Here is a 22,887-nt window from a genome sequence, read left to right as displayed (position 1 = left end):
CTATTTTCCTGCATTGGACGTCGTTGGCTGAACGGCACGGTGAACAAGTTTCTTGCCTGGGATCGCGTCGATCAATTCGCGCGTATAGGCGCTCTTCGGATTGCGGAAGACCTCTTCTACGGGTCCGCTATCAACGACACGTCCGCTGTTCAGGACCGAGACGGTGTCGGCGATCTGCCCGACCACGGCGAGATCATGGGAAACGAAGAGATAGGTCAGGCCGAGATCGCGCTGGAGCTCGTCGAGCAAAGCAAGGATCTGCGCTTGCACGGTCACGTCGAGGGCCGATACGGCTTCATCGAGCACAAGAATTTCCGGTTTCAACACCAAGGCGCGGGCAATTGCAACGCGTTGGCGTTGTCCACCCGACAATGCTCGCGGCCGGCGCTGCAGGACGTCGAGGGGCAAGCCAACCCTCTCGATCGTCGTTGCCACACGTCTTGCCCTTTCGTCTTTGGACAGAGGCTCGAAGTTTAAAAGCGGCTCTTCAACAATACGGAAGATACTCTGGCGGGGATCGAGGGATCCAAATGGGTTTTGATAAACCAGCTGTATCTTCTTGCGGAATTGTCGCAGGGTCTCCCCGCGCAGAGTGGCAAGGTCGAGACCATCGACAATCACCCTCCCCGATGTCGGCTTCTGAAAGGCCGAAACGATCCGGATCGTTGTGGTCTTACCTGAGCCAGACTCGCCGACAACCGCGTGAGTGGTTCCGCGGCGAACCCGGAAGGAGATGTCATCAACTGCACGAAAGCTATCGCTCTTGCCGAGACCGAAGTCCTGGACAAGGTTCTCGACGACAAGAACGTCGTCCGTTGCGGGCCTGCTCACGTGCCTGGCCTCTGTGCGGCGCGTCTTCAAGTTCAAAGACGGGACATCCGCAAGAAGCTGCCGGGTATAGGCGCTTTTCGGGTTTGCCAGGATGTCGGCTGTGCGGCCCTGTTCTTGAATGCGGCCTTGCTTCAGGACGATGAGCCGGTTCGAACGATCGGCCGCCACACCGAGATCGTGGGTGACCAGAAGCACCGCCGTCCCGAACTCGCTGCGCAATTCGTCGATGAGATCAAGGATATGCTTCTGTACTGTGACATCGAGTGCGCTGGTCGGCTCATCAGCGATGATCAGGGCCGGCTTCAATGCGATCGCGATTGCAATGAGAACGCGTTGTTTCATGCCGCCGGAAAGCTCATGGGGATATTGCTGCGCGCGAAGCCTGGGCTCCGACAAGCCGACCCGTTCCAATAGCTCGATTGCCTGCGAATAGGCGACGGGCCCGGTTGCATGGCCATGAATGGCAAGGATCTCCGCAACCTGTTTGCCGATTGTCTTGATCGGGTTCAGCGAGTTTCCGGGATCCTGCGGGATCAGGCTCACAACCGAGCCACGGATCGCGTCGAGGCGCTTTTGCGGCCAGCCGGAAATATCCGTTCCGTTGAGCCGGATCGTGCCGCTGATGATGCGGCCATTGTCAGCGAGCAGACCGATGATGGCCTGGGCCGAAGAGGTTTTCCCAGAGCCGGACTCGCCGACCAGCGCGACCACTTCGCCGGCTGCCACGTTGAAATCGATCTCATCGACGGCCACACGGACCTGGTCACCATCTTGATACCCGACCGTCAGCCCCGATACGTCGAGGACAGGCTCCGGTCGGGCGCTGCCCTCGACAGGGTTGGAGAGAGGACGGTTCATCGAGATCCCTTTCCAATGGCTTGGCTGATGCGGTTTACCGATAACACCACGACGACAACGACGATCCCCGGGGCGGCCGTCAGCCACCAGGCGGTGGCGACATAGTTTCGTCCTTCGGCAATCAACAGGCCCCATTCCGGTGTCGGCGGCGGCGCGCCATAGCCGAGGAAACCGAGCGTCGACAGTTGCAGGATCGCCCAACCGATCTGCAAGGCGGTGTAGGCAATGACGGAGGTCAGCGAGTTCGGGAGGATGTGCCGCCAGAGCACTTTCAGGAAGCTTCCACCACTGCCGAAGGACGCCTCGACATAGTCGCTTCGCCTGACCGTGACGACTTCCGACCGAACCAGACGGGCAAAGCTCGCGATCGAGGTCACGCCGACTGCTATCGCAGCGTTTATCGTGCCGAAGCCCAGGAGAATGATGATGCTGAGCGACAATAGGAGCACGGGAACGGACAGCAGGACATCGACAATCCGCATGACGATGGTTTCGACCCATCCACCCAGGGATCCGGCAAGAAGCCCAAGTGTTGTTCCGACAACCAGCCCGATGCCGACTGCGGCAAGTGCACCCGACAATGAATGGACCGCCCCGTAGACAAGCCTGGCATAGAGGTCACGACCCAGAGAATCGGTGCCAAGCAGATGGAGCGCACTTGGTGGCTTCAACTGCTGACGTGGAATCCCCTCAATCGGATTGTAGGACGTGAACAAGCCGGGCGCGATGGCCGCAAGCAGAACGATTGCGAGCACTATTGAGGCAAGCAACAGGCCTGGTTCAATGGCAAGGCGCCGCTTTCGGCTGATCGATCTTGTATCGCCACGAGCATCCCGGCTCGCCGGTGCCGTCCAGTCGACCGGATCAGGGCTATCGATATTGAAATGAGGTTCGGGTGCTTCAACGTGGCTCATCAGGCGCCCCCCAGCTTTGTTCTCAGGCGCGGATCGAAGACCGGGTAGAGAAGGTCCACGGCCAGACTGATAGCGACGAAGGCTGCGGCGGAGATAACGACGATCGCCTGCAGGACAGCGACATCCTGGAAATTGACAGCCTGCTCTGCGAGGCTTCCGATGCCATTGCGACCAAATACGGTTTCCGTGATGACCGCTCCGGCAATCAACTCTCCGAACAGGAGGCCTGCCACGGTCATCACGGGAAGCAGGGCGTTTTTGGCCACATGCCGCCACAGGACCCAGACATGTGAAGCCCCCTTGGCGCGGGCGACCGGAACGAACGGGCGAGTGAGCATCTCATCGATGTTGCGCAGAAGGATCTGGGCGAGAGGCGCGGAAATTGGAACGGCAACGGTCAGGACAGGCAGGATCAAGCCTTGCCACGGACCTGGGTTGATGACCGGCACAAGCCGGAAGCGGAACGAAAAAATCTGGATCAGCATGATTCCGAGCCAGAAGGTCGGAACCGAGATGAAGAGAGAAGGGATCGAGTGCGCCAGCGATCGAAGCCATCTCAAGGGCGGCAGGTTTGCAAGTATCGCGATCAAGACTGACAGCAGGATGGCGCCAAGAAGGCCCAGTCCGGCGAGCCAAAGGGTTGGCGGAAGGTTGGTCGCGATTTGATCCCGCACCGCAACGCCAGCCTGCAGTGAATAGCCGAAGTTTCCGGTGAGAAAATTGCCGATGGCATGGAGATATTGCGAAAAGATCGTCCCGTCCGCCGCATAGGCAGCGCGGATGTCGGCAATCTGTTCGGGGCTTAGTCCGTAGTCCGGGTTCTGAAACYTGATCAGGACCGCGTCACCGGGCAAGGCTTGGAGCAGGACGAATGAAACGGTAAAGGCAGCCCATAAAACGAGCAATGCCTGTCCGATCCTCGAGAAAAAATATTTAGCCATGACGATCTCCAAAGCTGGCCCGGCCACACCGGGCCAGCTTGTGCTCCTCAGTGTTCGGCAAGCCAGGTACTGTAGAAGGAGGGTCGACCGACGGCTTCGAAGGCAACGCCGTTGACGTAGGGAGCACCCGCAAAGGCCTGCGGCTCCTCGAAGATCGGGATGGCATAGGCCTGGTCGAGGACGTAGTTCTGGATGTCGGCGGCGATGGCCAGGCGCTTGTCACGATTGGGTTCAGAGGAGAGGCCCTCCAACAGGTGGTTGAGCTTGTCGTCGACGAAGCTCTTCACCTTGTCGCTCTGACCGCCCTTCTGACGCAGAACGTCCCGGTTTTTCGGATAGTAGTTGCTCTTGATCACGTCCGGATCGGCGCGGCCGACCATTGCCGGTGCTACCGGGGTTTTTGCCGGATCGAGATCGTCCAACGTCTTGCTGCCCGCGTCGCCAGCCAACACGTTCAGCGTCACGCCAAGCTTTGCCCATTGCTGGGCGACCAGCTGAAGCGTCGCCTTGTTCTGTGGCTGCGGCAGCGATTCATAGGCGGTCAGGACGAGCTTCTGCCCATCCTTCCCGCGCTGCCCATCAGCGCCGAGCGTCCAACCGGCCTGATCCAAGAGCTTGGCGGCCTGCTCGGGATCGTAATTCAGCTTGGAAGAGAGATCGACATAGCCCTGAGCGGTCGAGGCGATGATCGATTTTGCCTGAGGGTAATGGTCTGAAAATAGCGTCGTTACGATTTCCTGCGCATTGGTTCCGTGAAGAAGGGCTTGGCGAACGTGAAGGTCCGCAACGAGCGGATTGTCAGGCCGGAACACGACGCTGTTGTTCACACCGCGTGTCGGGGCGGCATAGATCTTGTAACCTTGCGCTTCGACCTGCTCCTCGTCATAGGCCTGTACCTGGCGGATAAAGTCAGCTTGACCCGATAGAAGAGCTCCAATTCGCACACTGTCTTCACCAGTGACGATATATTTTATACCGTCGAGATACGCCCTGCCCTGGTGCTCCAGCTTGGCTGGTCCCCAGCTATAGTCGTCACGGGCTTTCAGCGATAATTCCTTGCCCAGGGTTTCGCTTTCGACGACGAACGGTCCGGAACCGATAATCTTGGTCGCATCGCCCAGTTGTTCAAATGGCAAGGAAAGCGTCTTCAGGGAGACCAGGCCGGAGCCAATGACCGATGTACCCTGCAGGAAGCCCGGCGATGGCCGCTTGAAGTAGAACTTCACCGTGTAGGGATCGACGACTTCGCTGTGATCATAATTATTGATCACTTCCGACACCGGAAGCTTGAGACCCTTGTCGCCCAGACCGTAGACGTCATAGTTTTTGGCAACCGCATTGGCGTCGAGCGGCGAACCGTCCGAGAATGTCACGCCCTGCCGGATCTTGAACGTATATTGCGTCGCATCGTCATTGACCGTCCAGGATTCAGCGATCCACGGCTCGATTTCGAGCGTCTTTGGGTTCTGGTAGGTCAGCTTATCCGTGATCTGGTTGAGAATACCGCCGTTCGGATAGAAGCCACCGGCCGGCGAATAGAGATTGGTGTGCGCCTGCTGCTCCAGATAGATCAGCGTCCCGCCCTTGACCGGCTGATCGGCAGAGAACGCGGTCGCAGTAAGCGACATCCATGCGCCCAGGAATGTTGCGGCAGTGAGTCTGGCTTTGATGCCCATTTTGAAAAGCCCCGAAATTGATACGGGGATCAAGCTAGCTCTATCATCATTTAGTACATAGAATTTGTATTCTATTTTTAGCCTGAGGTGTGAAACGAACTCCCCGAGGATCGCGCAGCATTGCGCACGCGATTGCCGTGACCGACATCCGATGCGGAAGGGAGCGGCGTGTTCCAGCACACCCATCTCGATCCAGCCGTGATGGCGTCCGCTCGACCGTCAGATCGTCGTCATACTGCGCAGGCAAATCGCGCCCGCATGCGCCTGACCGGGCCATCCAGATCAACGCATCGACGACGCGACGATTGTTTAGAGCGTGACCCTCGCCGCCCCTAGCGCCCTGCGGGCACAAAAGGTCCGATCCGAGACCATTGGTCGACGCTGACTGTGTCGATATCCATGACACGCCTCCAACGGCCAGTCTTGAATCCGATTTGCTTAAACCGCGAATTCCAAAACGTTAAATCGTCACCACGACCTAGTCCCCGACCCACACTTTTAGCTATATAAAGAGAAGGCGTAGCAATCGGCGCGCCAGCCGAAAGTTGCAATTTCCTGCGCGAAAAAGAGGTTTGAACATTTTTAATCCGGACTATCTAAATTAGATAATGCATACCTAAGTTGTGGCGGCTTTGAGTTGCGGTGATCGTTCTCAAGGAAACTCGACCATGGAGAGCTCAGACATGCGTAAAGTTCGTGCCACGCGCGCGACTCCTGAAGATAGACAGGAACATGCCCCGAGCCCGATCGATCGGCTCTTGTTCTTCGACCACGATTTCAATCCGATCAAAAACTTGCTGGGCGATGAACTGCCCGCTGCGCTTGCACCCGCAATGTCGCTATGGGAGCATTTTCCAGAACTGGACAAATTGGCGACCATGCAGGCACTCCGCTCAATGGGCGAAGGCGTCCAGTCCTTGCGATTGTCGGTCAATGTCAGGAAACCTGGTTCGCAAAGACTAACGATCTTTCAGATCGGAAATATGTACGCAGTTGTTCGATCCGGCGATCGCCTTGACGATGAACGAGCAACCCTATTGCATCTGGCAACCCACGATCCGTTGACGGGCTTGCCAAATCGACGCCAGTTTAGCGAGGATCTCGCTGTGTCGTTGACGGAAATAGCTGCCTCGGGCGAGACCTTGTCTCTGATGCAGCTTGACCTCGACGACTTCAAGCCTGTGAACGACACGTTGGGTCATCCGGCCGGAGACAAGCTTCTTCAACTTGCTGCTAGCCGCATTCAAGAATGCCTTGCAGAAGACGACAGGGCTTATCGCCTCGCGGGTGACGAATTCATGGTCATCTCCATGGGCCCGGGACATCCGGCCAAGGGTCACCAACTGGCGGAAGCCCTCGTTGCGGCATTCCAGAAGCCCTTCACGATCGACGGCATCGCGGTGTTTGTCGGTAGCAGCGTTGGCGTGTCAAGTGCGCCACCGGACGGCGCCAGTCCGGAGCAACTTATGAAGGCGTCTGACGTCGCACTCTACGCCGCGAAGAAGGAAGGTCGCCGTCGCGCAAAATCGTTTGATCCTTCAATGCTTGAATTGCTGGAGCAGCGCGAGCTACTGCGCCGGAGCCTTCGAATAGCCCTGGCAAACCACCAATTCTCAATGGAGTATCAACCGATCGCCGAGGTCGGTTCCATCGTCGGCTTCGAAGCGCTTCTGAGATGGCACCACCCCCTGCTCGGGAGTATTCCTGCAAGCACCTTCATTCCAATGGCCGAAGCAGATGGCTTGATGCCGGAAATAGGCGCATGGGTTTTGGAACAGGCATGTCGGGAAGCGATGACCTGGCCACAGAACTACATCGTCGCAGTCAATGTGTCGGCGGCTGAATTCCTGACAAACGGCCTTACCGATCGAATTTCGCAAACGCTGGATCTTGTGGGATTTCCATCGGATCGCCTGGAGCTTGAAATAACCGAGAGCGTGCTGCTCGAGCGGACTGTCAACAACATCGACACCCTCAATACTCTCAACGTACTGGGCATCAAAATCGCCCTCGACGACTTCGGGACAGAATATTCATCCCTCAGCTATCTGAAAACATTCCCTTTCGACACGATAAAAATCGATCGATATTTTATTACCGATCTCGAAAGCGATTTCAAAAGCCAGGCAATCGTGCGCTGTGTCATTGAGCTTGCACATGGCCTCCACATGCGCGTCACCGCCGAAGGGGTTGAGACGGCACAGCAGGCGAACTGGTTGCGCAAGGCGGGATGCGACAGGCTGCAAGGCTATTTGGTGAGCAGACCGCTCCCGATCGCGACGATTGGGGAATTTATCGATCATGCGAACACATCCCAAGGCCGCGCCACGCAATTGTGAGTGCGAGCGTTACAGCGTGTTCTAAAGGATGGCATGCGCCACCCATGTACCAACGGAGGGTGTATTGGAAGAGATAGCAACCAGCATCGATCACCGTGCATTCACCCTCATGCTGTCGCTGGAAATGGATGTCGCATTGGTGAAATCCGAATGGAGATTTTGCGACAGGATTACCGAGTATCTCTCCGACATTCTTGGTCAAGGACACAGCGACCCCGCCCGATACTCGAATTTTCTTTCGGTCGCGGCGAACGAGCTCGTTGAACTTGCTTTCCGCTGGTCGGGTCAATCAGGTTTGATGAGTTTCAGTCTCCATCGAAACGCAACAACAAATCGCCTGACAATTGAACTCCCCTATGAGGACCTGTCCGGTGGTCGTCACACAAGTGCGAGCCTGATCGAACTCCGGCCTCCCCTCGCGGGTGAGGCAGGAGACGGGAAGGCGTTCACGGCCGATACGACTGCGCTGCTCGGAGATTTGGCGACAATATTCCGCTCAACTATCCGGATTGAGACAGACGGTGTGCAGAGCACGAAGATCGTCGCGGATTTCCCCTTGGCCGAGGACTTTCAATGAGCCACGCCGCATCCTTCACAGTGCGTTTTGATCCGACAAACCAAGAGCTGGTTTTGTCCGGCAAGATACGGCCAAAAGGTGCCGCGGAAATTGCCGATGCCCTGTCGCTGATGCAGCAAAGCCTGGAAAGGTATAGCGGGGTCGTCTACCTCAATGTCAAACGCCTGACGCATATCAACATGACGGCCTTTTCCGCCCTTGCCGATATCCTCATGGAAAGCTGCCGGACGAGACCAGAGCGGAAGATCGTAATTGTGACCTCGAGCGTGATGGCGTGGTCGACTCCGGTTTTTGAAAAGCTGGCCAAACGCTACCCCAACCTGACGGTGGAAGCTTACGACTCGGCCTTTTATCCCGGGCAGAGCTTTGTGGAAGACGAGGCTTTCATTCCCATTCTCCGTACTCAGACTAAAATGACATGGAGGCACGAGAGAGAACTATTGCCTCGTCACGGTCTCCGTAGCGGTCTTGTCGTTGCGGACATCTGCTGCGGGATTGGTGATTTCGCAGCCTTGGTTCAACGGGAATTTAAGCCGTCCCGCCTTGTCGCCCTAGACCACTCGGTGCGCAGCCTGGACTACGCTCGTAGAGTGGCTGCGGACTTCGATTTGAAGGAAATCGAATACACCTATGGCGATGCGTCCCAGATGCTGCTGCGGGACAATCAATTCGACTTTGTGACGTGCCGGCATTCCCTCCAGATTTTCGACCGACCTGAGATGCTGCTGCGGGAGCTCTACCGTATCTGCAAGCCCGGCGGCCGGGTCTATATTACAAACGAGAAAAACTCGCATTGCCTGGGCGAGCCACATGCGGAAACGATCAAGTGGACCTATGAAGAAGTCGCCAAATTGTTCAGGCACTTCGACATGGACGTCGAGATGGGGCCGAAAAGCCGTCACCTGCTCGCCGACGCGGGCTTCGAGGCGATCAAGGTCGATGCTTTCATGGTAACAAACCTTGACGGCGATCCCCAGGACTTCGCCGACATCATCGAAGCCTGGGAAAACGTCTACGCGGGCCAGATGGCTGTCCGACGGGGAGACACACCGGAGTTCATTCGCAGGTTCAGGCAGGGATTTAAGGACCACATTTTCGCGGCCCTTCATCCGAAGGGTTACGCGGGCTGGCCGATCTGGGCGGCGTCCGGCCGAAAGCCATTATGATGGACAGGATATCTTCGAAAAGACCGATAAAACTGGGTTCATTCCGCGCAAAGTTCATTCTGGTCGTCGGCGGAGCGGTCCTTTTTGATCTGCTGGTGAGCGGAGGACTGGCACTCTGGAACGTCCAACGGCTGTCACGCGACGCGACGCTGGAGGTCGGGCAAGGCCTCGAGGCGGCAAGCCAGGAATACATCGGAACATATGCCGACTCCACCGCTGCCCAGGTCAGTTTGTTGTTACGGCAGGTTCACAACGATGTTGGCACGCTGGCAGGCGTGCTACAGGCACAAATCGACGATCCCGAGCGCAATTTAGACGTCGGCGCGGCGATCGCTCGAACCTCTCCCGGCAGCGTCAGGCTCGTTTATGACCAGAAGGGGAACTGGTCTCAAAACGTTCCGGGCGCTGTCTCCGTTGTGAGCGTTTGGGGCTACCTGCTGAGGCCTGACCATAGCCCAAGACCTGACGTCGAGGCCGACATCCAGGCCAGCTCGGTTCTGGACATCGTAGCGCCGAGTTTGCTGCAACACGGTTCTTCCAAGCTTCAGATGTATTACATTGGCTCGAAGGAAAGGCCGATTTTCAGAACCGCACCGTATACGGATCAGGCTCAGACTTTCGACCGTCTTTATCCCGGTCACAACGACGCAAATTTCTGGGACTTCTTTTTTCCCGGGCTCTACGAGTCTTGGCAGAGTTGGGCCACCAATAGGAATTTGCGGCCGGTCGCAGACGATATCACGCAGACAGCTCCATATACCGATGCGATTACCGGGAAACTCATCGTGAGTTTCTTTCATCCCCTATGGACAGCCGACAGGAAGGACGTCGCCGGCACGGCTGGCGCGGACATCACGCTCGACCAACTCGCGCAGACTGTTGAAAATGTTAAAGTGGCCCAATCCGGGTTTGGCTTCCTCGCAATGTCCGACGGAAACGTCGTCGCGATCAACCATACAGGCGAAGAGACCCTCGGCCTGCGATCCGCGAGCGATGCGAGCGGAACAGGCGTGACCGGACTGGAGCGGTCGTTAAAGGGAAGCTCCCAGCCCGAAATTGCGAAAATGGCGCTGGACCGCGAACAGGGCATCCAACACCTGTTGTTGGAACGAGACGGGCAAAAAGTCCCATACATCGTGATCGTGAAGAAACTGCCTGCGACCAATCTCTGGTCCAGCGGCCCGGTCCGTCAGGAGGCGATGTCCCTCGTACTGGCTGTACCTGAACGAGAAATCGATGCTTCCCTATACGCGGCACAAGCCAAGATTTCCGAAGCCACGAACCGCATCGTGCTCTATCAGGTCCTGGCAATCGCGATGTCGCTGGCGATCGTGACCCTCGCGGTGCTTGCCGCCTCAAAGCGAATAACGAGTGGTATCAGTGCCCTCGCAAATGCCGCGAGAAGGATCCAGACGAAGGATTACTCGGTGCGGGTTGCCATTGCCAGCAAAGACGAGGTTGGCGAGGCCGGAGAAGCATTCAACAGGATGGCGGAAGAGATCAGCTTCCACACGGAAAATCTCGAGCAACTCGTTGAAGAGCGAACGGCGCAGATCGAAGATGCAAAGGAAGAGATCTCAACGTTGAACGCGCAGCTTCAGCGCGAAAATCGACGACTTGGGACAGAACTGGCCGTCGCCGAGAGAATCCAGTTGATGGTGCTGCCATTACATCAGGAACTTGACGAACTGCCGGCGCTGGAAATAGCGGCATACATGAGACCCGCCGAGGAGGTCGGTGGCGACTATTACGATGTTTTGAAAAGCGGCAATCGTTTGAAAATCGGCATTGGTGACGTCGCCGGGCACGGGCTCGAAAGCGGAGTGTTGATGTTGATGGTTCAATCGGTCGCCCGCGCACTGCAGGAGGCAGGCAATGTCGATGCGGTCAAATTTCTCACCGACCTGAATAGCGCCCTTTTCAAGAATATCGTGAGAACCAAGATCGACAAGCATCTCACTTTGGCATTCCTTGACTACGACGGAAAAGAAATGATCCTGTCTGGCCAGCACGAAGAGGTGATCGTAATACGGACGAACGGCGAGATCGAACGAATCGATACTATGGATTTGGGAATACCGATCGGACTGCAGGCCGATATTTCCCCGTTCATCAAGACCCGCACGATTGCGTTCGAGAAGGGCGACCTCATTCTTCTCCACACAGACGGCGTGACGGAAGCCGAGAACGACGCTGGAGAACTGTTTGGCATTGACCGTCTGTGCCTCGAGGCACTTCGCCTCAAGAACGAAAGTGCCGACAAAATCGTCTACGAGATCGTTGCGGCATTGATGCATTTTATTGGGTCACAAAAGATCCATGAYGACATCACACTTCTCGCAGTACGACATAGGTGACGCATGACACCAACGTTATATGGGCTCGAATCTCTGGCAAATGAGAACTTGGATGCGAGCACGCGTCTGACATTGCGCGATGGACCGCTTCAACTCGGGTGGAAACATTCGGGGATGACTTCGGACTTCATCGCAGAAGTAATGGCCCTCCCGTATTCCCACTCAAAGAGAGACTACACGCAAGCGCATCACGACATCGGATATCTCAGCAATGAGCTAATCGAAAATGCCGTCAAATTTCGACAGCCCGGAGAAATCCTCATCGAAGCCGGGATATCGGACGGATGCTTCTTCATGAGGACAACGAACAGCATCGATAGCGCATCGTCATCTCGTCTTCAGCAGATGCTGCACCGACTTCGGTCGAGGGAACCCGGCGAGCTTCTTCTCGAACGGATCGAAAGCAATGCAATATCGGAAGGGAGCGGATCCGGTTTGGGATTGCTCACCCTGCTAAGCGACTATGATGCAAAAATGGCATGGGCATTCGAAGAAGCCGACGACGACCACGTCAAACTGACGACGACCGCATTGGTGGCGTTGCCACCCTCCTCCAAGCTGTGAGCGAAAAATGGAAATCAGCGACGAAAATTTCCGCGTATGGGCAGAAAACACCGAGGTATATTTCGATGGTATATTTCGGCTGGCAGGACCCGACGCCTACGCGCCCATTCATTCGATGATACTGGGGCTGCTCCATGAAGGACACAAACAAGTAACGTTCAATCTGACGGGTCTCGAGTTCCTCAACTCCTCCGGCATAAACCTACTTGCCAAACTGACAATCGAGGCCAGGAAAATGGGCGAGCTCCAGCTCGTTGTGAAAGGCACCAGCCAATATCCCTGGCAGGCAAAATCGCTTCCGAATCTGAAAAAATTGCACCCGCTGCTTGATTTGCGCCTGGCGTAACGGTTCGCTGCGAAGACAGGGACAAGGCCGTCGCAACTCCCGGTGAGTGAGGCAATGCGCCGACCCGTCCATAGGCGGCGCCGGCGCGCCCGCAAATGGAGGCTTACCTCCGCCGCATGACATTGACGATGAGAACACCTGCTATCGCCAATATCCCACCAGCCGCACCAATTGTCGTTAGCGTTTCGCCCAGCAAGGTAAACCCGATCAGCGTTGCTGTCGGCGGCACGCCATAGAGGAAATTCGTGGCACGCGCGGCCGGAAGCCGCTTCAGGGCAACCGCCCAGGTCACATAGGCAACCACCGTCGGGAAAACCACCAGATAGGCAACGTTTGAGATGACGATCGCTGGGGCAATAGCCAGAGCCTTGACGGTGGCGGGTATCGCCGGGAGGAGCGGAAGCGATCCGAGAAATAGGACCCAGGCGGTCACCGTCAACGCCGGCATGCGGGCAAGAACAGGCTTTTGCAAGACGCTTGCAACTGCCGAACAGAGGGCAGCGCCAAGAATTAGAACAGCGTTGAGGTCGAGGCCGAAGCCGTCGGCGGCCGAAGCGGCGATCAATGCCACGCCTGCAAACGATACGGCGGTACCGACCCATCCCCACAGACCGAAGCGCTCGCCAAGGAAGAGGGTGGCGATCAGCGCGGTAAAGATCGGCATGGTGTTGATAATGAAACTTGCCGGTCCCGCCGGCACGGTTTGTTCGCCGGTATTGAGGAGCACCGCGTAAGCGGCAATGAACAAGACGGCAGCAACGGAAATACGGGCAAGATCGGCCCCTTTCAGTGGGGTCCAGCGAAATGCCAGATAGCAAACAGCAATCAGGCCGGCCGTCACATAACGGGCAGTCGCGAGTTCGACAGGCGTCAACGGTCCGAGACAGACGCGGATGACGACAAAAGAGGATGCCCAAAAGACGATCGTCACGACAATCGCCAAAAAGGCAACAAGATCGAACCCTGCCTTGTCTTCCGGATCTCCAACCACCGTCGCCATGTTTGCCTCCACGCTTGCGTGTGCCGAATTAAGCGTCTCCTTTCCGGCTTGAAAAGCACCGCAATCGATGATCTGGTGTGTCGATGGTTCACAGCTCGCAAAGCCTCCCGCCACTCGATACGCTCGAAGCTTTTTCCCGGGCCGCGCGCCTTGGATCCTTCTCCGCTGCTGCCGAAGAAGCCGGCATCACCCATGGGGCGGTTTCCAGACAGATCTCGCGCCTGGAGCGGTGGCTGGGCGTTCGGCTGTTTGCCCGTCAGGCCCGGGGCGTCGCTCTTACACCGGAAGGCATCCGCTTCTTTGCCCGCGCCGAGGAGGCGCTTGCCCTACTCAGTGGGGCTGACGAGCGGTGGATCCCGCGACGGCACAAGACGACGGTGCGCCTTTCACTCACGCCGTCCGTCGCGTCCTTGTGGCTGTTTTCCCGATTGGGAAAACTGGAACTCGACGACATTCACATCGAACTCTTCCTGGAGCACAGGCTTGCGGATCTCGGCGAGGGAACGGATCTTGCCATTCGGTGCGGAAGAGGTCCCTGGGCCGGCATTCGTGCGACACCGCTCTGGAAGGAGAAATCCTTTCCGGTGGCTGCCCCGTCGCTTGCAGGCCAATTGGCTGGAAACTGCGACGCCCGATCGCTCCTCAAGATGCCGATCCTGCATGATTCGACCATCGAGGGCTGGCGGCGCTGGCTGGCGGCCGAGGACATCGACTATCTGCCGCGCGGGCAGGATCGTCGTTTCGAGGATTACAACCTCGTCATCGACGCCTGCGTCCAGGGCGTCGGCATCGCGCTCGCCCGCCCACCGTTATCGGACGCAGCCATTGCGTCGGGTCGACTGGTCGCGGTCTCCGAAAGAGCCTTGGACTATCACGTCTCGTTTCATCTTGTGCGGCCCGACGGACCTTTGAGCGGGCCGGCGACGGAACTTGCCAGACGCCTCCTTCAGGAAGCCGGGCATGCCGAGGCTGCAATCGGCGCTTTCATAGCGCCGGCCAAGAGGGCCTAGGTGGCGTGGACACTTGTCTGATCGATAAGACGATGGCGGCGACGCGCGACTACCGACAGACCACGGGAACCGGCGTTCGCTCCCCGGTTTGCCGCAGAATGAAAGCGATCTGCACCTCGGTGAACTTCGACTTTTTTCATGCCGAAAACTCCGTCTGGACTGGAATTTCCAGTCTCAACCGGTCCGGAAAATCGGAGGTGTCAAAGCGGCAACAATGCGTCAGGCTTCACATCACCGATTGATGCGTAACTGTGGGTTTCTCTGACGCCAGGAAGCGGCAGAATGACCCGCTGCAGGAATTCCTGAAACGTCGCCATGTCCGCTATTCGTGCTTTGACCAGGTAGTCGAAGCCGCCAATCACCATATGACATTCGATGATTTCGGGTGCCTTCGCGACAGCCTCTGCAAAGCGGTCGAAGACGTGCGGCGCGGTGTGATCGAGCCTTACCTCGATAAAGACGAGCGTGCCGCGTCCGATCTTTGAAGGCTCGAGCACAGCCCGCACAGCGCGGATAAAGCCTTCACTGAAAAGCCGCTTGATGCGCTGCGATGCGCCGGTGGGTGACAATCCAACGCGTTCGGCGAGATCAAGAACAGTCCGGCGACCATCTTCTTGCAATAGCCCGAGCAGCATCCGATCGACACGGTCCAAGTCACTCATCTCTGATTCACACTTTCTTGGGTTAGAATGCGTGACAATCACGCAAAGAGGTCGAAATTACTATATTTCGTCGCGCCATTTGCCGCAATACGGTTGGAAAGAAACTAAACCCCAACCAGTCGAAGGCAAGCAACATCATGGACAGAACCCAACCTGCCTTAAGCACTCACACCAAAGGTGAGATCAAGATTCTCTCGCTGAGCGAAGCGGAGGTCAAAACATGCATCGACCTGCGCAAGCTGCTCGACGCGCTAGCGGACGGGTTCAAAGCGCTCTCCAACGGTCGTGTCGTCAATCCAGCGCGGCCACAACTCGATATTCCGAATGCGGGCTATTCGTTGGCGATGCCGGCCTGGATGAAGGGAATGCATTTGACCGTAAAACTGGTCAACGTGTTCGAAGGCAATATCGCCCGGGGCATCCCCAGTCACCTCGCAACAATACATCTCTTCGATCCAGAAACAGGAATGCCTGTTTGCATTATGGATGGTACCTACATCACGGCCGTACGCACGTCTGGCTCAGCGGTCCTCTCGGTGCGAGAGCTCGCCAGGCGTAATGCCAAGGTCGCAACCGTCGTGGGCGCGGGCGTTCAAGCTAGCCAGCACCTTCACCTGTTGCCGCTCGTTCGCGATTTCCAGGAAATTCGAGTGTTTTCTAAAGATTTTGCTGATGCGCAGGCGCTGGCTTCACGTCATTCAGGCATCACTGCCGTCGAGGACCTCGAGGCGGCGATACGCTCTTCAGATGTTGTGTGCCTCGCGACGCACTCCTATGTCCCCGCAATATCCGCAGAATGGGTTCAACCCGGAACGCACGTGTCCTCGGTTGGTGTCGCGCCGCCTGGCGGCGAACTTCCGATCGATTTGATCGCTCGCGGCACCCTTTTTGTTGAGACGCGGGATTCGTTCGCGCCAACACCCGTGGGCTGCTGCGAACTCGCAAATATTGATCCCGAGGCAGGCACTGATCTTGGTACGATGTTGCTGGGGCAGCGATCAGGTCGGACGTCTGATCAGCAGATCACGATCTACAAGGCCATGGGCGTCGCCATGGAGGATATGGTGGCAGCCGACCTCGCTTACCGCGAGGCCAGACGCCTGGGTGTGGGCCAAGCTATTTCTCTCTAGACGGCCTGGACTGTTATCTGATCCATAGGACGATTGCTGCAATGGTGACGACGGCGAGGTAGTTTCTCGCCGTTTTCTCGAAGCGCGTTATGCGGCGATATCCGCTCCCATTGCTCATCACGCAAAATCAGACGATCCAAAACACCAATGACTGCCTCCAAAAGACAGTCTTGAATCTGATTTGCTCAGCCTTGGGAATCCCAAGAGTCCACACGACCTAGTCCACCCGCAACGATCCAGTTGCTACCCGAGCAGAGTTGGGACAAGGCATCGGCCAGCGCCAGACGCTTGGTCGCCTTGATGGAGTTCGAACCTGCCATCGGCTCGTGCCTCGATTGACGCTTCCGTAAATTGCCGATGATTTTGGCGCGAGAGGCACAGTATGATTTACGGATCCTCCGCGAAGAATTTACCACCAGAAAACCGGCTAATCACGAGATGCCTAGCACCTCCAGCGCAATGCAGCGGTAGCAACGGGCGAATCCCATAGAGAAAACTCCTCGTCCGTGAGGAAGGCGAGCGTGATGGAAAGGCCCTGCATGTCGAGCGAAGTGGCATAGGTGCCAACAAGCGAGCGCTCGACCCGCACGCCGTACTCCGACATGATGCGAAGGGCAGAGTTGTAGGCAAGATAGAGTTCAGCGGGCGGCGTGCCGCCAAGTCCGTTCACCAGGAGCAATGCCTTGCCTGTGCCTCGGCTGGTATCGTTGAGGATAGTCTCGCTGAGATACCTGACGATAGTGTCAGCGTCGGAGAACCGCTCTCTCGAATGACCCGGCTCCCCATGAATGCCGACGCCCATTTCTACCTCGTTCGGCCCGAGCGCGAAGGTTGTGCGCTGGGTGTCCGGCACGGCGACACCGGTCAGGGCAACGCCCATCGACCGGATGCGTGAGGAGAGGTTGTCGCCAAAGGCTTTCAGTTCCGAAAGGGACCGACCCTGCTCGGCAGCCGCTCCGAGCAGCTTTTCAGTGATAAGCGTACCGGCAACCCCGCGTCGCCCGCGACCGTCGCCGCCCCTCGTCGTTTCGATGTCGTCGCAGGCAAGGACCATTTCAATCTTATGCCGGTCCGACGCCATCTCAGACGCCATTTCGAAGTTCATGACGTCGCCATCGTAGTTCTTGACGACGAGCAAGCAACCGGCGCCGGTGTCTGCTTCCTCTATCGCGCTGACGATCTGGCTGGGCGTGGGCGATGTGAAGATATATCCGACGCAGGCAGCATCGAGCATGCCGCGACCGATGAAGCCGATATGCATTGGCTCATGGCCGGCCCCACCGCCAGAAATGATGGCGACCTTGCCAGGAACGAGCTCACGGCGGCGTATACATTTGCGATCGGCGCCAAACACAACGAACTCCTGATGGGCGCGCACAAAGCCTTCGATGCTTTCGGCGACCATGGTCTCCGCGGTGTTCATGAATTTCTTCATCAAGCCCCTCCCAAGGCGATGATCATGCCAATCCTTTTGCATGCGCCACAAGGGCTTGCTTAATCCGGCGGCCCGGAAATTGCGGCAATCTTCTGCACCAGATCGGCAATCGCTTCCTCCAGCAGCCGGTTGCGTCTCTCGTCGCCGAAATCGGGCACCATCAGCGAAATGTGCCGCAGTTTTTCCGAGGCGCCAAGTTCCGGCAGCTTGCCTGGATGTGCAGCCTGATAAGCATCCAGAAAGTGCTCCTGTTCAGCGGCGCTGAAATGGCACACCCGGAAGATCGTCGCGAGATGCCGGGCAGGAAGCGGCGTTGCATAGGTCGGGCTTGTTATCTGCGTGACGAAACTGCGATGTTTGCCAAGTTCCGTCGCGAGCCGCTGGCGTGTTCCAGAAGGCCTGTTGTCGATGATTTGCGCCAGAATGGACTTATAGGCGATAATGGCGTCTTCCGTGTCTTCGCGCGCCATCCTATTCTCCGGCTGCCTTTGTCCCATCTGCCTTCAGGCCGACGATTGCCGATCTTATCGCGGGAAGTTGAGCGGGTGTCACGGAAAAATGTCGTATGCCTGCGGCAAGCAGATCCGCGGTCAGGGATGGATCCCCGGCCATGTCGCCGCAGATGCTGACCGGTTTGCTTCCGGCGAGTTTCATGGCCTGGGTCAGCAGGCGCAGTAAGGCCGGCACCGCCTTGGCCTGGTAAAGCGCAAAGCCGGCATCCTCGCGTGGCAATGCGACGAGATATTGCGCAAGGTCGTTCGTACCAAACGAAAAAAAGTCAGCGCTTGCGAACTCGTCCAGCATGAGGGCTGCGGCCGGGACCTCTACCATCATTCCGATGGGAGGCATGCGATGCGGCACGCCGCGTCGGGCGAGCGCGTCGGATTCTTCGCGATAGATCTGCCTGATATCATCGACGTCGGATGGAAACATCACCATCGGCAGCATGATGCGAAGACTGCCGAAGACTGCCGCACGCAAAAGCGCGCGGGCTTGAACACGCGCGATCTCCGGCCGGGCAAGCAGAAGACGGATACCGCGTAGCGAGGGTACTTCGGCAAGTCCGGCGAGCGGCTTGTCGCCGCCTATATCCAGCATGCGAATTGTAACTGACCGACCGTCCGCCCAATCCAGCAGATGGCGATAGATTGCGAACTGCTTTTCTTCGTTTGCTGCATCTCCAAGCGACGTCAGGGCGAATTCCGAGCGCATCAACCCGATGCCGGCGGTTGTCGCAACAGCGATCGCATCGACTTCGTCGGGAGCGTTGACGTTGATGGCCAGCAGGACCTGCGAGCCGTCTGCCGTGTACAAAGTGCCGTTGTCGGCCATCGATGCCATGCTTGCAAGGCGATGGTCGAGCGGAGCCGACGTCGCTCTCTGCGTGGCTGTCTGAAGGATGATGACACCTGAATCGCCATCAACCCCGACGTATTGTCCCCTCTCCGCCGCGAAGCGACCAGCACCTATAACCATCGGGACCGACCGAGACCTGGCAAGCAGCGCCACATGGCCGACTGCGCTGCCCGCATAAAGAGCGATACCCCCTCCAGCCGACCAGTCATGTGCCAAGAAGCGACTGGGCTCCATGTCTTTTCCAACATAGATGGAGCCGGCTGGAAAGTCGTTGATCGGCGCCCCGGTCAGGATCGACAGGACGCGATTTTTGATGTCGAGAATATCGACGGCGCGCGCCCGCACTTGATCCTCCTCCGCGCATTCCAGTTCGCGGATATAGCCATCGAGTGTCCCGACCCAGGCAAAGGCCATATTTTCGCCCGTATCGATGCGCGCGCCCGCCATTTCCATTAACGTCGGATCCTGGAGCACTTCGATCTGAAACTCGATGATATCGACACTCTCGGGGTCTGCCCCGGTCGCAAGGTCGCGTAGCGCGCGGATGGCTTGCCTGATCGCGTCGCCGAGCTCAGCACGACCGGAAAGGCTTGATGGCGGCGAGGCGGCGGCAGCCATCGGCTCTGCGACATAGGCCGGTCCGGTTGCAATGCCTGGCGACGCACTCGTGGCTTTCACTTCAAGCGGTACGGCCATGCTTCTTTTCCTCATCGAAGTTGCGCTCGACGAGGCCCTTCAATGCGCGAATCGCTTCCTCGGCGAGGATCCCCTCGGCGCGAATCTTGAGCAACGATCCCTTGCGGATCCTGGCACCCATGATCTTGATGATGCTCTTGCCATTCAGCCAGACATCGCTGCCGTTGATCGCGACTTCGATCGAGCAGGGAAACGACTTCGCAAGCCGCGTGAATGTCACCGAGGGCCGAGCATGCAGTCCAACGCCATGCTTGACCTCGACCTCCGTCTGGTAGTTGGCGTGCATCTGCTCGCCCTCACGGCCTCCCATGCGCAATCCACTGCTCATCAGGGTGATAGCTCCTCTGCCGTCGCAATGACCTTGGTCAGCGATGCGCCGCCGGAGGCCTCGGCCGCCGCGATAACAGCTCCCTCCACGACGGGTGCATTGCAGATCGATACCTGCTTCGACCGCGGCAGGCCGAGCATCTCAACCGCCATTTCACTGTTGGTTTCAGCGCCCCCAAGATCGACGAAGACGGCAACGCCTGCGTCCGACCAAGCCTCCTCGATGGCTTTGAGAATGCCGCGAGCATCCGTCCCGAGTTCGCCGTGACTGTTGCCGCCCGACCAGGCAAGCGGCACACTGTCACCGACCATCTGCCGCACCATGTCGGCAGTACCACGCGCAACCAGCGGCGAGTGGGAAACGATCACAATCCCAACGTTGGGCCTCTTCCCATTCATGCAGGTCGGTACTCCTCGAGGTAGCGGCAGATCGCAGTTGTCAGCAGTGCACAACTTGAGGCGCCCGGATCGACATGACCGATCGACCGGTCTCCGAGATAGGAGGCACGCCCGCGCATGGCCCTCATCGCAGCCGTCAGTTCGGCAGAAAGTTCGGCCTGGCGCGCGATGTCCGTCAAAGGCAATCGATGTGCGAGCGCGTCCTGAACAGGATAGAGAACATCAAGAAGCGTCTTGTCCCCGGCATGTGAGCGGCCACGACGCGCGACGGCATTGATCGCCTGTTTCAGTGCTGACGAAAAATCCTTCTCCTCGTCCGGGGCACGGAGCTCGCGGCCCATCTCCATGAGCAGCGTCCCGTAAAGAGGGCCTGCCGCTCCGCCGATGTTCATCACGAGCGTCAGGCCAATTTTCTCAAGCGCATCAGGCAAGGGAAGGGCAGAAACGGAGGCGTCCTCGGCGCTCACCGCTTCGCAGCCGCGTCGCATGTTCGTTCCATGATCGCCATCACCAATGGCGCGATCAAGCGCACACAAGTGCTCGCTGTTTGCCGCGATCGTCGCACGGCAAGCTTCGATCAATCCCATGAGAAGAACCGGTTCAGCCAGCACCCGAAACCCTCCCGCCTGCAGAACTCATACCAGCGCTGCCATTACCTCGAATACGCCTGCCACGGCCACGGCACCCGGATCGGGCACGCCTTCCAGATCCCTTTCGCCAACGTAGGAGGCGCGACCGGCCTTTGCCTGTCGCATCGCTCCTGTCGACTGAGCACCTGCCGTCGCCGCTCTTGCCGCGGCTGCGACACCCTCCGATGAAAGGGCCGCAAGCGCGGGAGCCAGTGCATCGACCATTGTGCGGTCGCCCACAACGGCGCCTCCATAGAACGTCATCCGATCAAGCCCGGCAAGCAGGGCAGCGGCGATATCGTCCTTTTCGGCCATGGACTTGGATGCGGCAGTGAAGAAGATCGAGAGAAGGACGCCGCTGGAGCCGCCCATGCTCGTGCTCAGGATTTCGCCGATGGAGGCCATCGTCGCGGCAGGGTCTTTCAGTGGAAGTGTGTCGATGCGAGCAAGAATGCTGCGGGCTCCGGTCGCAACGGTGGAGCCGGTATCGCCATCACCAACCCGGCCATCCAGGCGGTTGAGCTCGCTTTCGAGCGAAATCAGATGCTCGCAAAGTGCCGTCAGGAGAAGACGATTATTCCTATCGTCGCTGGCGGGTGCCGCTTCGCTCTGCGCCGACGCACGTTGAGGTGCTGGAAGGATAGCGATCTCGTGTCGCTCGGTCGCGGGCGGCCAGGCATGGGGTTCGACGGCGGCCCTCAGGGCGGCTTCACGGTCGGCGTCCAGTCGAATGAGCGACAGGGAAAAACCGTTCATGTTGAGAGCGGTCATCATCGGTGCCGGCCCAATGATCAACCGAACACGGTTGGCGATCGGTGACGACAGCACAGTGTTGGCGATGACGCCCATTTCGAGCGGCGGCACGGCGCCGAGATTGTTGATCAGCAGCGCATGATCTCCAGCACCATCGAGCTTCGCCGCCAGTCGCTCGGTCATCGTCGCGACCAGATCGGCAATCGGCTGCAGGGAAATACGCTCGACCCCGGGCTCGCCGTGGATACCGAGGCCGAGTTCGCCTTCGTTGGCGCCCAGCCGATCCTCATGCGTTTGGCCCGGGACGCTGCAGGTTGAAAGCGACATGCCGAGCGAAACGATGCTGCCCGCTGCGGCGGTCGCCAGGCCCGCCACCGTCTTGAGCCCGGCGCCGGCTTCGGCATGGTAACCGGCGATCTTGTGCACGAACAGCGTACCGGCAACGCCGCGGGGCTGGCTGATGCCGGGGATTGCGATATCGTCGGCAACGATGACCATCTCGACATCGAAACCTTCGGCACGGGCCTTTTCGGCGGCGAGACCAAAATTAAGGCGATCGCCCGTATAGTTCTTGACGACCAGCAGGACGCCCTTGGGGCCGGTTACGGCGCGGATCGCCGTCAGCACCGCATCGACGCTCGGCGAGGCAAAGATTTCGCCGGATATGGCTGCGGTAAGCATGCCCTTGCCGACAAAGCCTGCATGCGAGGGCTCATGCCCCGCCCCGCCGCCTGAGATAATTGCGACCTTCGACTTATCCCAATCGGCACGCAGGATCACCTTGATTTCCGGGAACGCGTCGAGACGGGCAAGACGACCGGCGCTGCTTGTCTGGATCAGGCCGTCCAGGGCTTCGGTGACAATGGTTTCCCGGCGATTGAAGAAATGTTTCATGGAGACAGACCCGTCTTTTATGCCAGT

The 22,887-nt window shown here is 58.2% G+C and carries 21 protein-coding genes and 1 pseudogene; 8 read left to right on the top strand and 14 right to left on the bottom strand.

All coding sequences use genetic code 11. The features are described 5' to 3' along the window. Genes AC1DM5_RS21455 through AC1DM5_RS21440 form a run of 4 tightly spaced genes read right to left on the bottom strand, consistent with a single transcriptional unit; the run spans position 1 to position 5,172 of the window. Entirely contained in the window at positions 1–1,689 is a 1,689-nt protein-coding gene (locus tag AC1DM5_RS21455; protein ID WP_477975556.1) for a dipeptide ABC transporter ATP-binding protein, read from the bottom strand. After that, the gene (locus AC1DM5_RS21450; RefSeq protein WP_477820283.1) at positions 1,686–2,603 is read right to left on the bottom strand and encodes an ABC transporter permease; all 918 of its coding nucleotides are present in this window, start codon (positions 2,601–2,603) and stop codon (positions 1,686–1,688) included. Before AC1DM5_RS21450 ends, AC1DM5_RS21455 begins: the two co-directional genes overlap by 4 nt. Beyond that, on the bottom strand, positions 2,603–3,544 hold the full coding sequence (locus AC1DM5_RS21445; RefSeq protein WP_477975554.1) for an ABC transporter permease: 942 nt from the start codon (positions 3,542–3,544) through the stop codon (positions 2,603–2,605). The genes AC1DM5_RS21450 and AC1DM5_RS21445 overlap by 1 nt, the downstream gene beginning before the upstream one ends. A gap of 47 nt (positions 3,545–3,591) precedes the next feature. Beyond that, a complete protein-coding gene (locus tag AC1DM5_RS21440; RefSeq protein ID WP_244430540.1) occupies positions 3,592–5,172 on the bottom strand; it encodes a TIGR04028 family ABC transporter substrate-binding protein in 1,581 nt (526 codons plus the stop codon). A gap of 731 nt (positions 5,173–5,903) precedes the next feature. Here AC1DM5_RS21440 and AC1DM5_RS21435 point away from each other — a divergent pair. The 6 genes from AC1DM5_RS21435 (at position 5,904) to AC1DM5_RS21410 (ending at position 12,569) form a co-directional block, all read left to right on the top strand. Further along, positions 5,904–7,559 carry a putative bifunctional diguanylate cyclase/phosphodiesterase gene (locus tag AC1DM5_RS21435; RefSeq protein WP_477975552.1) on the top strand — a complete coding sequence of 552 codons (1,656 nt, stop codon included), beginning with the start codon at positions 5,904–5,906 and terminating at the stop codon, positions 7,557–7,559. Between the two features lie 64 nt (positions 7,560–7,623). Beyond that, complete coding sequence (locus AC1DM5_RS21430) at positions 7,624–8,136, top strand: hypothetical protein (protein WP_477820280.1); 513 nt, start codon at positions 7,624–7,626, stop codon at positions 8,134–8,136. After that, on the top strand, positions 8,133–9,302 hold the full coding sequence (locus AC1DM5_RS21425; RefSeq protein ID WP_477820279.1) for a methyltransferase domain-containing protein: 1,170 nt from the start codon (positions 8,133–8,135) through the stop codon (positions 9,300–9,302). The genes AC1DM5_RS21430 and AC1DM5_RS21425 overlap by 4 nt, the downstream gene beginning before the upstream one ends. Beyond that, positions 9,299–11,659, top strand: coding sequence for a SpoIIE family protein phosphatase (locus tag AC1DM5_RS21420; RefSeq protein WP_477820278.1), 2,361 nt, complete (start codon positions 9,299–9,301; stop codon positions 11,657–11,659). Before AC1DM5_RS21425 ends, AC1DM5_RS21420 begins: the two co-directional genes overlap by 4 nt. Before the next feature lie 3 nt (positions 11,660–11,662). Further along, a complete protein-coding gene (locus tag AC1DM5_RS21415; protein WP_477820277.1) occupies positions 11,663–12,223 on the top strand; it encodes a slr1658 superfamily regulator in 561 nt (186 codons plus the stop codon). 7 nt (positions 12,224–12,230) lie between these two features. Next, positions 12,231–12,569, top strand: coding sequence for a slr1659 superfamily regulator (locus AC1DM5_RS21410; protein ID WP_477820276.1), 339 nt, complete (start codon positions 12,231–12,233; stop codon positions 12,567–12,569). Positions 12,570–12,672: 103 nt separating this feature from the next. Here AC1DM5_RS21410 and AC1DM5_RS21405 read toward each other — a convergent pair whose 3' ends face one another. Further along, positions 12,673–13,569, bottom strand: a complete 897-nt coding sequence (locus AC1DM5_RS21405) for a DMT family transporter (RefSeq protein WP_477820275.1) — start codon at positions 13,567–13,569, stop codon at positions 12,673–12,675. An 83-nt stretch (positions 13,570–13,652) separates the two neighbouring features. Between AC1DM5_RS21405 and AC1DM5_RS21400 the strand changes: the two genes are divergently transcribed. Further along, the gene (locus AC1DM5_RS21400) at positions 13,653–14,579 is read left to right on the top strand and encodes a LysR family transcriptional regulator (RefSeq protein ID WP_477820274.1); all 927 of its coding nucleotides are present in this window, start codon (positions 13,653–13,655) and stop codon (positions 14,577–14,579) included. Positions 14,580–14,779: 200 nt separating this feature from the next. Here AC1DM5_RS21400 and AC1DM5_RS21395 read toward each other — a convergent pair whose 3' ends face one another. After that, positions 14,780–15,241 carry an Lrp/AsnC family transcriptional regulator gene (locus AC1DM5_RS21395; RefSeq protein WP_024324002.1) on the bottom strand — a complete coding sequence of 154 codons (462 nt, stop codon included), beginning with the start codon at positions 15,239–15,241 and terminating at the stop codon, positions 14,780–14,782. 137 nt (positions 15,242–15,378) lie between these two features. On the opposite strand from AC1DM5_RS21395, the gene AC1DM5_RS21390 reads away from it, so the two are divergent. After that, positions 15,379–16,371 carry an ornithine cyclodeaminase family protein gene (locus AC1DM5_RS21390; protein WP_477820273.1) on the top strand — a complete coding sequence of 331 codons (993 nt, stop codon included), beginning with the start codon at positions 15,379–15,381 and terminating at the stop codon, positions 16,369–16,371. Between the two features lie 13 nt (positions 16,372–16,384). Here the strand turns inward: AC1DM5_RS21390 and AC1DM5_RS21385 are convergent. From AC1DM5_RS21385 to AC1DM5_RS21350, 8 genes and pseudogenes are all read right to left on the bottom strand, one after another. Next, positions 16,385–16,468, bottom strand: a pseudogene (locus AC1DM5_RS21385) (IS5/IS1182 family transposase); the annotation flags it as partial. Positions 16,469–16,813: 345 nt separating this feature from the next. Then, positions 16,814–17,806 (bottom strand): dihydroxyacetone kinase subunit DhaK, encoded by a 993-nt coding sequence (locus tag AC1DM5_RS21380; protein WP_477820272.1) that lies wholly within the window; start codon positions 17,804–17,806, stop codon positions 16,814–16,816. A 59-nt stretch (positions 17,807–17,865) separates the two neighbouring features. Continuing rightward, entirely contained in the window at positions 17,866–18,276 is a 411-nt protein-coding gene (locus AC1DM5_RS21375) for a hypothetical protein (RefSeq protein ID WP_477820271.1), read from the bottom strand. Position 18,277: 1 nt separating this feature from the next. Next, entirely contained in the window at positions 18,278–19,858 is a 1,581-nt protein-coding gene (locus tag AC1DM5_RS21370; RefSeq protein ID WP_477975550.1) for a putative PEP-binding protein, read from the bottom strand. Continuing rightward, positions 19,842–20,186, bottom strand: coding sequence for an HPr family phosphocarrier protein (locus tag AC1DM5_RS21365; protein WP_477820269.1), 345 nt, complete (start codon positions 20,184–20,186; stop codon positions 19,842–19,844). The genes AC1DM5_RS21370 and AC1DM5_RS21365 overlap by 17 nt, the downstream gene beginning before the upstream one ends. Further along, positions 20,186–20,584 carry a dihydroxyacetone kinase phosphoryl donor subunit DhaM gene (gene dhaM, locus AC1DM5_RS21360; RefSeq protein ID WP_477820268.1) on the bottom strand — a complete coding sequence of 133 codons (399 nt, stop codon included), beginning with the start codon at positions 20,582–20,584 and terminating at the stop codon, positions 20,186–20,188. The genes AC1DM5_RS21365 and dhaM overlap by 1 nt, the downstream gene beginning before the upstream one ends. Beyond that, complete coding sequence (gene dhaL, locus AC1DM5_RS21355; protein WP_477820343.1) at positions 20,581–21,171, bottom strand: dihydroxyacetone kinase subunit DhaL; 591 nt, start codon at positions 21,169–21,171, stop codon at positions 20,581–20,583. The genes dhaM and dhaL overlap by 4 nt, the downstream gene beginning before the upstream one ends. A gap of 48 nt (positions 21,172–21,219) precedes the next feature. Next, positions 21,220–22,860, bottom strand: a complete 1,641-nt coding sequence (locus AC1DM5_RS21350) for a dihydroxyacetone kinase subunit DhaK (RefSeq protein ID WP_477820267.1) — start codon at positions 22,858–22,860, stop codon at positions 21,220–21,222. Between the last annotated feature and the right edge of the window lie 27 nt (positions 22,861–22,887).

The organism is Rhizobium sp. 01T437 (assembly GCF_056398505.1).
This window is presented reverse-complemented; position numbering and strand designations above follow the sequence as displayed.

Excerpts from the sequence above, each read along its gene's own strand:
- AC1DM5_RS21375 (WP_477820271.1), bottom strand. The coding sequence starts at position 18,276 with ATGGCGCGCGAAGACACGGAAGACGCCATTATCGCCTATAAGTCCATT.
- AC1DM5_RS21455 (WP_477975556.1), bottom strand. The coding sequence starts at position 1,689 with ATGAACCGTCCTCTCTCCAACCCTGTCGAGGGCAGCGCCCGACCGGAG.
- AC1DM5_RS21425 (WP_477820279.1), top strand. The coding sequence starts at position 8,133 with ATGAGCCACGCCGCATCCTTCACAGTGCGTTTTGATCCGACAAACCAA.
- AC1DM5_RS21370 (WP_477975550.1), bottom strand. The coding sequence starts at position 19,858 with ATGGCCGTACCGCTTGAAGTGAAAGCCACGAGTGCGTCGCCAGGCATT.
- AC1DM5_RS21405 (WP_477820275.1), bottom strand. The coding sequence starts at position 13,569 with ATGGCGACGGTGGTTGGAGATCCGGAAGACAAGGCAGGGTTCGATCTT.
- AC1DM5_RS21440 (WP_244430540.1), bottom strand. The coding sequence starts at position 5,172 with ATGTCGCTTACTGCGACCGCGTTCTCTGCCGATCAGCCGGTCAAGGGC.
- AC1DM5_RS21380 (WP_477820272.1), bottom strand. The coding sequence starts at position 17,806 with ATGAAGAAATTCATGAACACCGCGGAGACCATGGTCGCCGAAAGCATC.
- AC1DM5_RS21400 (WP_477820274.1), top strand. The coding sequence starts at position 13,653 with ATGGTTCACAGCTCGCAAAGCCTCCCGCCACTCGATACGCTCGAAGCT.
- AC1DM5_RS21395 (WP_024324002.1), bottom strand. The coding sequence starts at position 15,241 with ATGAGTGACTTGGACCGTGTCGATCGGATGCTGCTCGGGCTATTGCAA.
- dhaM (WP_477820268.1), bottom strand. The coding sequence starts at position 20,584 with ATGAATGGGAAGAGGCCCAACGTTGGGATTGTGATCGTTTCCCACTCG.
- dhaL (WP_477820343.1), bottom strand. The coding sequence starts at position 21,171 with ATGGGATTGATCGAAGCTTGCCGTGCGACGATCGCGGCAAACAGCGAG.
- AC1DM5_RS21350 (WP_477820267.1), bottom strand. The coding sequence starts at position 22,860 with ATGAAACATTTCTTCAATCGCCGGGAAACCATTGTCACCGAAGCCCTG.
- AC1DM5_RS21390 (WP_477820273.1), top strand. The coding sequence starts at position 15,379 with ATGGACAGAACCCAACCTGCCTTAAGCACTCACACCAAAGGTGAGATC.
- AC1DM5_RS21450 (WP_477820283.1), bottom strand. The coding sequence starts at position 2,603 with ATGAGCCACGTTGAAGCACCCGAACCTCATTTCAATATCGATAGCCCT.
- AC1DM5_RS21410 (WP_477820276.1), top strand. The coding sequence starts at position 12,231 with ATGGAAATCAGCGACGAAAATTTCCGCGTATGGGCAGAAAACACCGAG.
- AC1DM5_RS21415 (WP_477820277.1), top strand. The coding sequence starts at position 11,663 with ATGACACCAACGTTATATGGGCTCGAATCTCTGGCAAATGAGAACTTG.
- AC1DM5_RS21435 (WP_477975552.1), top strand. The coding sequence starts at position 5,904 with ATGCGTAAAGTTCGTGCCACGCGCGCGACTCCTGAAGATAGACAGGAA.
- AC1DM5_RS21365 (WP_477820269.1), bottom strand. The coding sequence starts at position 20,186 with ATGAGCAGTGGATTGCGCATGGGAGGCCGTGAGGGCGAGCAGATGCAC.